The 13022-nt window shown below is 32.7% G+C and carries 12 protein-coding genes; 5 read left to right on the top strand and 7 right to left on the bottom strand.

What is annotated here, in order from left to right; genetic code table 11:
* Positions 1-15: 15 nt before the first annotated feature.
* From IM744_RS16045 to IM744_RS16020, 6 genes are all read right to left on the bottom strand, one after another.
* The gene (locus tag IM744_RS16045; RefSeq protein WP_194509187.1) at positions 16-765 is read right to left on the bottom strand and encodes a pseudouridine synthase; all 750 of its coding nucleotides are present in this window, start codon (positions 763-765) and stop codon (positions 16-18) included.
* A 17-nt stretch (positions 766-782) separates the two neighbouring features.
* Positions 783-1610, bottom strand: coding sequence for an alpha/beta fold hydrolase (locus IM744_RS16040; protein ID WP_194509186.1), 828 nt, complete (start codon positions 1608-1610; stop codon positions 783-785).
* On the bottom strand, positions 1610-1972 hold the full coding sequence (locus IM744_RS16035) for a cupin domain-containing protein (RefSeq protein WP_194509185.1): 363 nt from the start codon (positions 1970-1972) through the stop codon (positions 1610-1612). The genes IM744_RS16040 and IM744_RS16035 overlap by 1 nt, the downstream gene beginning before the upstream one ends.
* A gap of 86 nt (positions 1973-2058) precedes the next feature.
* The gene (locus IM744_RS16030; RefSeq protein WP_194509184.1) at positions 2059-3030 is read right to left on the bottom strand and encodes a YitT family protein; all 972 of its coding nucleotides are present in this window, start codon (positions 3028-3030) and stop codon (positions 2059-2061) included.
* Positions 3031-3129: 99 nt separating this feature from the next.
* A complete protein-coding gene (locus tag IM744_RS16025; protein WP_194509183.1) occupies positions 3130-3687 on the bottom strand; it encodes a hypothetical protein in 558 nt (185 codons plus the stop codon).
* A gap of 40 nt (positions 3688-3727) precedes the next feature.
* Positions 3728-5266 (bottom strand): helicase HerA-like domain-containing protein, encoded by a 1539-nt coding sequence (locus tag IM744_RS16020; protein WP_194509182.1) that lies wholly within the window; start codon positions 5264-5266, stop codon positions 3728-3730.
* A 498-nt stretch (positions 5267-5764) separates the two neighbouring features.
* Between IM744_RS16020 and IM744_RS16015 the strand changes: the two genes are divergently transcribed.
* Positions 5765-6397 (top strand): 7-carboxy-7-deazaguanine synthase QueE, encoded by a 633-nt coding sequence (locus tag IM744_RS16015; RefSeq protein WP_194509181.1) that lies wholly within the window; start codon positions 5765-5767, stop codon positions 6395-6397.
* A gap of 18 nt (positions 6398-6415) precedes the next feature.
* On the top strand, positions 6416-6667 hold the full coding sequence (locus IM744_RS16010; RefSeq protein WP_194509180.1) for a hypothetical protein: 252 nt from the start codon (positions 6416-6418) through the stop codon (positions 6665-6667).
* 54 nt (positions 6668-6721) lie between these two features.
* On the opposite strand, the gene IM744_RS16005 is transcribed toward IM744_RS16010, so the two are convergent.
* Positions 6722-7267: a DUF2911 domain-containing protein gene (locus tag IM744_RS16005; protein ID WP_194509179.1), complete on the bottom strand. Its 546-nt coding sequence runs from the start codon at positions 7265-7267 to the stop codon at positions 6722-6724.
* Between the two features lie 266 nt (positions 7268-7533).
* Here IM744_RS16005 and asnB point away from each other — a divergent pair, with 266 nt between their 5' ends.
* The 3 genes from asnB (at position 7534) to IM744_RS15990 (ending at position 12880) form a co-directional block, all read left to right on the top strand.
* Positions 7534-9204 carry an asparagine synthase B gene (gene asnB, locus IM744_RS16000; protein WP_194509178.1) on the top strand — a complete coding sequence of 557 codons (1671 nt, stop codon included), beginning with the start codon at positions 7534-7536 and terminating at the stop codon, positions 9202-9204.
* A gap of 493 nt (positions 9205-9697) precedes the next feature.
* Positions 9698-11647: a DNA topoisomerase (ATP-hydrolyzing) subunit B gene (gyrB, locus tag IM744_RS15995; RefSeq protein ID WP_194509177.1), complete on the top strand. Its 1950-nt coding sequence runs from the start codon at positions 9698-9700 to the stop codon at positions 11645-11647.
* 219 nt (positions 11648-11866) lie between these two features.
* Positions 11867-12880 carry a DUF6588 family protein gene (locus tag IM744_RS15990; RefSeq protein WP_194509176.1) on the top strand — a complete coding sequence of 338 codons (1014 nt, stop codon included), beginning with the start codon at positions 11867-11869 and terminating at the stop codon, positions 12878-12880.
* The last annotated feature ends 142 nt before the right edge of the window (positions 12881-13022 follow it).

The raw sequence follows: 13022 nt of genomic DNA, 5'->3' as shown, positions 1-13022 counted from the left end.
TTAATACTAAATAATCTATTGTTGTTTGTTATCTAGATATGTTTTGGTAGAAGAGGCGAGGAGATTATTCAATTCTGCAAATTCTTCTTTTGTCAATTCTCTATATTCACCAACCGGAACGTCTAAAGGGATATTCATGATTCTTACACGTTTTAAAGTCTCAACTTCATAGGTTAAATACTCGCACATACGACGTATTTGCCTATTTAATCCTTGCGTTAAAATGATACTAAACGTTTGTGAATCAATTTTTTTAACCACACATTTTTTAGTGGTTTTTTCTAAATCTTCTAGATAAATTCCGCCAGACATTCTTAAAAGGAATGTTTGCGAAATGGGTTTGTCAACTCTTACAATGTATTCTTTGTCGTGGTTGTTACTGGCTCTAAGAATTTTATTGACAATATCTCCATCATCTGTCAATAGAATTAAACCTTCACTAGGCTTATCTAATCGTCCAATAGGGAAAATACGTTTTGGGTAATTGATAAAGTCAATGATGTTGTCTTTTTCTACACGAGTATCTGTAGTACAAACGATACCTACTGGCTTATTAAATGCTAAATAAACAAATTTTTGATTTGTGTTTTCTATAAGTTTTCCGTCTACGTGAACTTCATCTGTTGGTGATATTTTTGTTCCCATTTCTGGTACAGTACCATTAATTGTGACGCGTCCAGCATCAATGAGTCTGTCTGCTTCTCTGCGAGAACAGTAACCGACTTCGCTAAGGAATTTATTGATTCTTTTTAAATTATCTGACATACGACAAAATTACAAAACTAAGTGTTAACAAAATCTATAATATGGTTGTTTACGTCTTCATGTCTTAAACCATGACCAAAACCTTCCGTAGAAATAATTTTTGCGTTTTTATAATGGCTTTTAAAATCTTCTACATCGCTATAAGGAATAATTCTATCTTTTTTATCATGAATTAAAAGTCCTTCTATATCTGTGTTTTCTAAAAATCTTGCTGCATTAAAGTGCTCTGGCTTTTCATTAAAACGTTCGTATATTAGATCATCCATAGCTTTTGATACACGTTTGTTATAACCCATCATGTCAACATATCTACTAAAAACACCAACAAAATTTGATGGAGCTCCTAATAATATCATCTTTTTTACAGAGGGTAATTCATATTTGCTTTTACAAAAAGCGGTAGCCATACCTCCAACTGAATGTCCAATAATAATATTGGCGTTAAATTTTTTCGCTACGATATTGATGCACTCAGAATAAAGTATTGCGTTAAATATTTTACCACTAGATCTACCGTGTGCAGGTGCGTCTAATGAAACGACATTGTAATCTAACTTTCTGAGTTCTTCAATTAAAGGTTTCCATCTAAAGGAATTACTTTCCCAACCATGGGCTAATAAAATGGTTTCTTTTTTTCCTAACCAACGATAAGTCATAATATTGAAATCTTCATAATCAATATCTTCAATAAAAGCTGTCATTAAGAAATCATTTTCTGTTTCTTTTATTTTAATTCTTCTAGGTTTAGAGAATAGCTTAACTGCCATTTTTCCTCCTTGCCTAGGAGAGAAAATGCTAACCGTGTTTATAAGGCTACCAATTGTTTTTGTTATTACTTGTTTCATTATTCTTCTCTATTTACTAAATCCATAGAAAAAGCTGGTGTGCATACAGCGATGTACTCACAAGCAATAATAAACGGATTGGAGTATTGCACTCGTGTGTTTCTCTCAATTTTTATGGATTGACCAGCTTCTAAGATAATAGTTTCACCATCAATTATGAATTGCTTTTTACCTTTTATAATGTAAGTGTATTCATCAAATTCTGGGGTTTGAAAAGGTTCGCTCCAGCCAGCAGGAGCAATCATATGTGCAATGCTAATTTGTGAGTTACCATCTGTGGCTTTACCAAAATGCTCTTCAATTAATTTTCCGTCAGTGGTGGGAACAACAAACGGAGCGTTTTGAATCTTGTATTTTTTCATTTAAATTATGTATTCTCCCTAACTATTATTAGTTTTTCTTTAAAAATTTTACGACTTATTAGCTATGTGAAGTCGTATTATATATTTTATTTTAAGGGTTTCTTTTTTATGGTTCCGCCTCTTAAATCTTTTACGACATTCATTATCATGAAAGCCTTTTTATCTATTTTATCAATTTCAGTATTAAGCTTTGGTAATTCTAATCGTGTAATTATAATATAAATTACAGATTTGTCATAATGTGAGTTTTCATTTTTATAACCACCTTTTGCAGGATAAATTGTACATGCTCTTTCTAATTTTTCGGTAAGTACTTTTCTTATGTCATCATGAAAATCTGAAATTATCGTCACACCAATATATTCTTCTACACCATCAACAACAAAATCTACGGTTTTTGCTGCTGCTAAATACGTGAGAATGGCGTACATCGCAGTCTCAATAGATAATATGTAAGCTCCAAAAGAGAAAATTATAACATTTGTCAATAAAAGTACATCTCCAATAGACATACTTAATTTTCTACTTAAGAAAATCGCGAGTACCTCTGTGCCATCAATAACACTACCTCCTCTAATTGCCAATCCTATTCCTAATCCTAAAAAGAAACCACCAAAAATAGCAATCAATAATTTGTCATCTGTGACAACAGGATAATCTACAAAATGTACTACTATAGCTAAAAACGCTATGGCAATTATACTTCTTAGTGCAAATTTTTTATTAATAGTTTTAGTTGCTAATAAAATAAACGGAAGATTGATTATTACTAATAATATACCAAGAGGTAAATTCGTGATATTTTGTAATAAAAGTGAGATTCCTGTCGCTCCACCATCAATAAAATGATTAGGTAGTAAAAATCCTTTTAAACCAAATCCAGCAGAAAAAACACCAATAGCAATAAATATATATTCTTTAATACCATTAACTAATTCTACGTGAAGACTATTAACTATTGGGTCAATCTGCGTCTTACTAGCAGTTTTAGATGACTTTTTATCGCCAATACGCTTTTGTGCAATATTGACCAGTATTTTTGAAATAAAGGGATTCATATTTTTAATATAGCATTATGTGCTTATATTTAATTTGGTTTACTGTAATATTTCAATTTTTGAGATTGAGAACTCATAAAATAAATTGTTTGTTGAGTATTACCAATGAATTATAAAATATTTAATCTTTGCAGTATCTGGAATTTGAACAGACTCAATATTTAGTGTCATATCAAATCTCAAATTTGCAGGTAATTCTTTTTTATCTATTGTAAACGATGCGTTAATTTCATTAACTGAAATTACTATCGAGTTTATAAGGTTACTTATGCTAGAAATTTTGTATGCTTCATTAATTTCCTTAAAAGTACTTAATGTAGAGATGTTTTTATCGGTTTTATAGTGTTCACTAAATATTCTAACACTCCCAATTACAGATGTAGAATCTAATGGTTTTCTAGGCGAAAGGCTTAATAATTTTTCACCTTCGGAAGAATAAATATCAATGTCATTATTTTGAGCACTAAATTTATCACCTTTTGCAGAGGGTTTTACTATAGAATCTTTTGCAAAAACGAACTCTAAATCTTTAACCTGAGTAGAATCTGTTAAAAGTCCAATATTTTGTTTACTAATTTGGAATGGGTTTTGTTCTTTTTCCGAAGTACAACTTAATAGCAATGCGGTTAAAACGATAATGGTAATTATGTGTTTCATATAGGTTTAAAAAAGGTGTGTTTTAAAATGATTTATTTTGTTATTTCAGCATTTTTGTCAAAATACCAAGAACGCTTCTAATAACTGTAGGACTTGTCAAAACTTTAACTATTGGGTTTTGTCTATTGTTTCTACTACGGGATCTTGAGGTGCGTTGTTTTGTCTCTGCTTTTTTAAGTTTTTCTTTTTCTAGACGAGCTTTTTCTTTAGATTCTTCAGCTTCAGCAACCTCAATTTTTTTATTGAGCATTTCATAAGCACTTTCTCTGTCTATTTCTTCGTTATATTTTTTTGCAAGTTTAGATTTTCCTAACAAATCAGAAAGCTCTAAGTCTGTAAGTATATCCATTCTACTCATTGGAGCACGCATCATTGTTGCAGCGAGAGGCGTAGGTCTTCCTTTTTCATCTAAAGCAGATACTAAAGCTTCTCCAATACCTAGCGATGTTAAAACATCTGCAGTATCATAGAATTCTGTATCTGGATAATTTTGAGCAGTCAGTTTAATAGCTTTTCTATCTTTTGCAGTAAAGGCTCTTAAAGCATGTTGTACTTTCAAACCTAACTGGCCTAAAACAGCTTCAGGAACATCAGTTGGGTTTTGAGTGACAAAATACAATCCAACACCTTTACTACGAATTAACTTTACAATACTTTCAATTTGATTGAGTAATGCTTTTGAAGCTTCATTAAAAATTAAATGTGCTTCGTCAATAAACATAATGAGTTCTGGTCGTCCACTATCACCTTGTTCAGGAAATGTAGAATATATTTCAGCCAAAAGGCTCAACATAAATGTAGAAAACAACTTTGGCTTATCTTGTATGTCGGTTAGACGAATGATGTTTATATAACCTCTTCCGCTATCATCAACTCGTAATAAATCGTCAACTTCAAATGATTTTTCACCAAAAAACAGTTCGCCTCCTTGTTGTTCAATTTCAACTACTTTTCTAAGAATTGCACCAGTAGATGCGGTAGATATTCTTCCATAGGCTTCAGTAAATTCTTCTTTACCTTCTTGGGTTGCGTATTGGAGTATTTTTTTAAAATCTTTTAAATCCAGTAGTGGTAATTTATTGTCATCACAATATTTGAAAATTACAGCAACAACTCCAGACTGAGTTTCTGTTAAATCTAAAATACGAGATAATAAAACAGGACCAAATTCACTAACCGTTGCACGAAGTCTTACTCCATCTTGCTCAGACAATGTCATCACTTCTACAGGAAACGCTTTTGGATCAAATGGTAATCCTATTTTTGCATGACGTTCATCAATTTTTGCATGACCAGGACTTGGTTTTGCCAATCCACTAAGGTCACCTTTAATATCCATTAATAAAACAGGAACACCTTTCTCACTTAAATTCTCTGCTAGAACCTGAAGCGTTTTAGTCTTTCCAGTTCCAGTAGCACCAGCAATTAAACCATGTCTATTCATCGTTTTTAAAGGCACATTTACAAATGCATTGGTAAGCGTTTCGCCATCCAACATTGCAGATCCTAAAGTGATATATTCACCTTTATTTGTGTTTCCTTCTGTGATTTCCTTTAAAAAATCGTCCGTTCTACTCATGTTTCAAAATTTGCATAAAAATAGTGTAATTTTAATCAAGTATAAAATGAACTAAAATGAAAATACTTAAATAGTATTGCTGTATTTTTTACTTCGGAAATATCTATTGTTTAATAATTTATTCGGAAATCGTCTATCTCAAATCTCAAGAACTTAAAAATAGAAAAAGTCCTAGTTTTTACTCGTTTTGCATTTTTGAAAATAGTTGCTCAAAACTAAGAGTTAAGTTTCAATAACATGATTTTAAAACATGAGTAAACCACAAGAATAAACTTTGTATCTCTGCGCCTCTGCGAGAGAAAAGACCAAAGATTAGTGAGAAAATAGGCTAATATAGAAGGTTTTTTGAAGTGCGAGTAAACCATAAGCATAAGCTTTGCGACTTTGCGCCTCTACGAGAGAGAGAAATCATAATCAAAAAAGTCAAGTACTATAGTTCTCTAAAATTACTGAAAACAGCCACTGAATACTGCGTACTATTTAATATCTTTGCACGCTATGACAAGAACAGAACGACAAGAGCTTATTGATAAAGGAATGCTTTTACCTTTAATGGAAGAATTTTACACCATTCAAGGTGAAGGATTTCATAAAGGAACAGCTGCTTATTTTGTTAGAATTGGTGGTTGTGATGTAGGTTGCCATTGGTGCGACGTTAAAGAAAGCTGGTTAGCAGAATTACACCCTCCAACCGAAACAGAAAAGATTGTTGAGAATGCTGTAAAGTATAGTAATACGATTGTGGTCACAGGAGGCGAACCATTAATGTGGGATATGAATCCGTTAACCGCACAGTTAAAAGCTAAAGGTGTACAAACTCATATTGAAACTTCTGGTGCTTATGAACTATCTGGTACTTGGGATTGGATTTGTCTCTCTCCAAAGAAGATGAAATTGCCCACTGAGAAAGTCTACGAAAAAGCACACGAATTAAAGTGCATCATATATAATAAGGACGATTTTAAATTTGCAGAAGAACAAGCAGCAAAGGTTAATAAAGATTGCATCTTATATTTACAACCAGAATGGAGTAAACGAGATAAGGTAGTTCCGCAGATAGTAGACTATGTGATGGCAAATCCAAAATGGAAAGTGTCATTACAAACTCACAAGTATTTGAATATTCCTTAAATTATTTTCAATTCTTAAATGTCTAAAAAAAAGAAACCACTTGTTTTAAATCATGATGAGTTTGATAAAAAAGGAACTAAAGAATTACTAGGTTATCTAAAACGTTTACAGCAATGTGAAATCTCTTTTGAATCGAGTGATTTATATGAGAATCCAGATTTAGAAAATCCTGATGTTATTTCTTTTAAAGAAACAGAAAAATGGAAAACAGCATATAAAAAAGTTAAATCCATTTTAAAACTTAGGGAACATCTCGATAATAAAAAATAAAAAAGAGCCTCAAAAATCAAATTTTGAGGCTCTTTTTAAATGAAAAATGTTAGCTTACTTTGTAAAAGGAACAGCAACTCTAACTGTATCCCAACCTAAGTTCATGTGAACACCATCTTTAGATTCTGTAAAAGCAATACCAAATGCTTCTAATGATTCTTTTCCTTTAGTAACAGGCACAGTTAATCTAGCAACGTCATTTTCTTCTTTGTAAAAATAACTTCCCCAAACATTTAAGTCTTTACTTATGATTGCTGTCCATTCTTTTTCTCCAGGAATCACGTAAAACGTATATGTTCCAGGTGCAATCTTAGTGTCACCCAAAGCCATTGTCGTGTATAATGTTAATTCTGCAGCTTCATTAGCTCCAGTTCTCCAAACTTCTCCGTTTGGTGCTAATTTTTCTAATGAGCGATCATTAAGTTGAGGTCTACTGTAAATGACTTTGATTAGCTTATTTGATTCTTTGTAGCTAGTAGGAAAAGAAGCTCCATCCATAGGACTTTTGTCCATTTTAGCAAATTCTTGAGCATTCATGTTTAAAGAAACAAGCAGTACAAATGCCATTGCTACAGTTGAAATAATTGATTTTGTTTTCATGTTTTATATTTTAGTGATTAGTATAAAGATAAACCTCAAAGGTTTAATTGTGATGTTTAAAGTCGTAAACTGATGTTAAAGTTTACATTCATAAAGACTATATTGAGTTTTTAAAGCAAATTGATTCCAATAAGATATTAAATTGTAATTTTAGGTTTTAAATTGTAATCAATAATAGAATTTGTGTTTTATATTTGTAATCATAAATTCATATTTGTCCTATCAATTTGAATAATAAATAGAATTACAATATAAATAATAAAGATATGTGCGGAATTGTATGTGCGTTTGACCTAAAACAAAAATCTGAAGATTTAAGACCTCAAATCCTTGAAATGGCTAAGACCATTCGTCATAGAGGACCAGACTGGAGTGGTATATATAGTGATGAGAAAGCAATATTAGCGCATGAGCGTTTAGCAATTGTTGATCCAGCTTCTGGAAAACAACCGCTTTTTAGTCCAGATAAAAAACTCATTCTTGCAGCTAATGGAGAGATTTACAATCATCGTGAGTTACGTAAACAATTTCCTGATTACAATTTTCAAACTGAAAGCGATTGTGAAGTCATTTTAGCTCTATATCAAGAAAAAGGTGCGGAATTCGTAGATGAAATGAACGGGATTTTCGGATTCGCCATCTATGATACTGAAAAAGATGAATACTTTGTAGCTCGTGATCACATGGGAATTATTCCACTATATATCGGTTGGGATCAAAACGGAACTTTTTATGTTGCTTCAGAATTAAAAGCGCTAGAAGGTGTATGCACTAAAATTGAATTATTTCCTCCAGGACATTACATGTCAAGTAAGGATGGAAAGTTTGTAAAATGGTACAATAGAGATTGGAGCGAATATGATGCAGTTAAAGAAAACGAAACAAGTATTGCAGAAGTAAAGGAAGCTCTTGAAGCAGCAGTTCACAGACAATTAATGAGTGATGTGCCTTACGGAGTATTATTATCTGGTGGATTAGATTCCTCAGTGGTGTCTGCAATAGCAAAAAAATATGCACAAAAACGTATTGAGTCAGATGATACTTCAGAGGCTTGGTATCCTCAAACACATTCATTTGCGGTAGGATTAGAAGGTTCTCCAGATTTGGCTGCAGCACAAAAAGTAGCAGATCATATAGGGACAGTTCACCATGAAATAAAATTTACAATCCAAGAAGGATTAGATGCTATAAAAGATGTCATCTATAACATTGAAACTTATGATATAACTACAATTAGATCTTCAACACCAATGTATTTAATGGCAAGAGTTATTAAATCTATGGGAATTAAAATGGTATTATCTGGAGAAGGCGCAGATGAGATTTTTGGAGGATATTTATATTTTCATAAAGCACCAAATGCTCGTGAGTTTCATGAAGAAACGGTTCGTAAATTAGATAAATTACATATGTATGATTGTTTGAGAGCAAACAAAAGTTTAGCTGCTTGGGGAATTGAAGGACGTGTACCATTCTTAGATAAGGAATTTATGGATGTTGCTATGCGTATCAACCCTCAAGATAAAATGATCAATGGTGAACGTATGGAAAAATGGGTCATTCGTAAAGCATTTGAAGACATGTTGCCAGAAAGCGTAGCTTGGAGACAAAAAGAACAATTTAGTGATGGTGTAGGTTACAGTTGGATTGACACTTTAAAAGAGGTTGTTGATCAAGAAGTGTCAGACGAGCAAATGGAAAACGCGAAATTCCGTTTCCCAATCCAAACACCACAAAATAAAGAAGAGTTTTATTACCGTTCAATTTTTGAAGGACACTTTCCAAGTGATGCTGCAGCAAAAAGTGTGCCTCAAGAAGCTAGTGTAGCTTGCAGTACAGCAACTGCTTTAGAATGGGACGAAGCATTTAAAAATATGAATGAGCCTTCAGGTAGAGCCATTTCAAACGTACATGATAAGGCCTATGCGAAAGCATAGAATATATTTTTGTGTTGATTAATAGGAGGAAAGACCAATGGGAACATTGGTCTTTTTTTATTTTTTTTCTGCGGAAATAGGCCTATTTAAAAAATTATAGAAACAGATAAAATATTGCTTTTTTTCGAGCGATTTTAAGATTAATTAGATAGTGAAATAACGATTTAGACGAATCTTTTGATTTTAGCACATTTCCGAAGATGTTAAAAAACAATAAAATCAGTTTTAAGCTATTTTTTAGCTCGTTTAAGAGTGTTTTGAGTAATTAACAAATGTTAATAATTATTGAAGTCTGTTGGTGAAAAGCTTTTAAAAAGCCTTACTATTTCTTATCTTTGTTTGTACTCGAAAGGATGCTACATGCATCTTTTTTTGTGTTAATGAAGCTCTGAATTTTTAAGACCCAGTCGATAAAAAAAATGTAAGCTGAATTAATCCCGTTGAAGAATGGGAACTCAAATTTAATTAAATAAAAGTCAATAAATTAAAATTTATGAGCGAGAAAAGAGAAGAGTTTAATAAGGATAATTATTCGGCAGATAGTATCCAAGCCCTAGAGGGAATGGAGCACGTACGTATGCGTCCTTCCATGTATATTGGAGACGTTGGTACGCGTGGTTTGCACCATTTGGTATATGAAGTTGTAGATAACTCAATTGATGAAGCATTAGCTGGTCATTGTGATAATATTACAGTAATAATTAATGAAGACAACTCTGTAACGACAGAAGATGATGGTCGTGGTATTCCTGTAGATCTTCACAAAAAAGAAGGTGTATCTGCACTTCAGGTTGTAATGACCAAAATTGGAGCAGGTGGTAAGTTCGATAAAGATTCTTATAAGGTTTCTGGTGGACTTCACGGTGTTGGTGTGAGTTGTGTTAACGCATTATCTGAGCATTTAACAGCTACAGTTTATAGAAAAGGTGAGATTTGGGAACAAGAATATGAACGTGGTAAAGCCATGTATCCTGTTAAAAAAATTGGTACAACTGATAAAAGAGGAACGATTGTAACTTTTAAACCAGATCCAACAATTTTTACTCAAACTTTAGAATATAACTACGATACTTTAGCAAGTCGTTTACGTGAATTAGCATACCTTAATAAAGGAATTACGATTCATTTAGTTGATAAAAGACGAAAAAAGGACGATGGTGAGTTTGAAGGAGAAACATTTCATTCAACTGAAGGTCTTAAAGAATTTATTAAGTTTTTAGATGCAACTAGAGAGCCTTTAATGAAAGATGTAATTGCTTTTGAAGGTGAGAAAAATGGCGTGCCTGTTGAGGTTGCTATGATTTATAACACATCATATGCTGAAAATTTACACTCATACGTAAACAACATTAATACACACGAAGGTGGAACGCACTTATCTGGTTTTAGAAGAGGTTTAACGCATACACTTAAGAAATATGCAGATGCTTCAGGTATGTTAGACAAATTAAAGTTTGATATCCAGGGAGATGATTTCCGTGAAGGGTTAACAGCTATTATTTCTGTTAAAGTTCAAGAGCCACAATTTGAAGGACAAACAAAAACAAAATTAGGAAATAGAGAGGTTTCTGCATCTGTTAGTCAGGCAGTATCAGAAATGTTGACAGATTATCTTGAAGAAAACCCAGATGATGCTAAAACCATAGTTCAAAAAGTAATACTTGCTGCCCAAGCTCGTCACGCTGCTCAAAAAGCACGTGATATGGTACAACGTAAAACGGTAATGAGTATTGGAGGTTTACCTGGTAAATTAAGTGACTGTTCAGAACAAGATCCTACAAAATGTGAGATTTACCTTGTTGAGGGAGATTCGGCAGGTGGAACTGCAAAAATGGGTCGTGATAGAGCATTTCAAGCAATTTTGCCATTAAGAGGTAAAATTCTTAATGTTGAGAAAGCAATGACTCATAAGGTTTTTGAAAACGAAGAGATCAAAAATATTTTCACAGCCTTAGGAGTAACTATAGGTACAGAAGAGGATAGCAAAGCGCTAAACCTTTCAAAATTAAGATATCATAAAATTGTGATTATGTGTGATGCCGATATTGATGGTAGTCACATTGAAACACTTATTTTGACGTTCTTCTTTAGATATATGAAAGAATTGATTGAAAACGGTCATATATACATCGCAACACCACCTTTATTTTTAGTTAAAAAAGGTGCGAAAAAAGAATATGCATGGAGTGACGAAGAGCGTAAAGCTTTAATGCAACAATTTGGAGATGGTGCAAAAATTCAACGTTATAAAGGTCTTGGAGAGATGAATGCTATACAACTTTGGGATACCACAATGAATCCTGAGTTTAGAACATTACGTCAAATAGTGATTGATAATAGTGCAGAAGCAGATCGTGTATTCTCAATGTTAATGGGTGACGAAGTGCCACCACGTAGAGAATTTATTGAGAAAAATGCAATCTACGCAAATATTGATGCATAGTAATAATTAAGAATATCTGTTCGCTGAGTTTGTCGAAGCGAAACCAAACAAAAAGCAATTACGTATTTATATGTAGTTGCTTTTTTTTGTGCTGAAATGTGCCAGATTTAACAATACGTCAAAATTGTCAAAAGACCGATAAAAAGCAATTTTAAACGACATAGTACGTTGATTCAATATGTTTGATTAATTTTGACATCCATTTAACCTACAGAATTTATGAAAAAGATAGTTTTAATAAGTATAGCTTTTCTTGCTATGACCTCAGTAAAAGCACAAGAAAATGTAAACGATTTATTGGCAGCAGGAATCTCAGATGCAGAACGATTTACTAAAGATTACATCGCTCCAGCTTCAGAAGGATTAGGCTACGGAATAAATAATGGCTGGTTCAATAATGCAAAATCACCAAGAAGATTCAGTTTTCAATTATCAGTAATAGGAAACATTGGTTTTATAAAAGATGACAAGAAGTCTTTTCAAATGAATGTTGCTGACTATGAAAATATCAGATTTGAAGATGGTAGTTCTTCTAAAATGGTAGCGACAGCCTTAGGGCATAACGATCCAGAGATTAGAGTTATCATAACCTATGATGATCCTCTCTTCGGAAATCAAGAAACCACTTTAGTTTTACCAACAGGAATAGGAGCAGAAGGTGTTGATTTAATCCCAACAGGATTTTTACAAGCTGGTTTTTCACCATTTAAAGGCACGCAAATTAAAGGACGATTTATTCCGAAGATAGAAACAGAAGATGCGAAAATTGGTCTTTACGGTATTGGACTACAACAAGAGTTTACAAGTTGGTTGCCAGCAGATAAAATATTACCAATAGCAGTATCAGGACTTGTGGCTTATACACATTTAGATGGAAGTTATGATTTTACAGATGCAGAGTTTGTTGAAGGAGAAAATCAACGCGTAGAAACAGATGTCAATACTGTGTTGTTTGAACTCATTGTGGGTACAAACTTAAAAATTATTAATGTGTATGGAGCTGTAGGTTATATCACAGGAACTGCAACTACAGACTTATTAGGAACGTATAGAGTAACAGATGGTTTTCTGTTTTCCGAAGAAATAAATAATCCATTTTCAATAGAAAATGATATTTCAGGTGTAAGAGGAACCGTAGGAGCAAATTTAAAACTAGGATTCTTTAGTTTAAATGCAGATTATAACATTGCAGAATTTGATAGTGCTACTCTTGGAATAAACTTTTCATTTTAATGAAACCCAAGACTCAAAAGCAAAGCGCATTGATTGTTGTTGGTTGAATTAATCTCGTTCTTGAAACGAGATCTCATTTATTGGTTATCATAAATTTTTCTAAAAGCGCAAGATTTTCTCTTGTGCTTTTTTCTTTAACACT

The organism is Psychroserpens luteus (assembly GCF_015319355.1).
Classification (GTDB): Bacteria; Bacteroidota; Bacteroidia; order Flavobacteriales; family Flavobacteriaceae; genus Psychroserpens; species Psychroserpens luteus.
The sequence above is the reverse complement of the archived record's forward strand: the minus strand, read 5'-3'. Positions and strand labels throughout refer to the sequence as shown.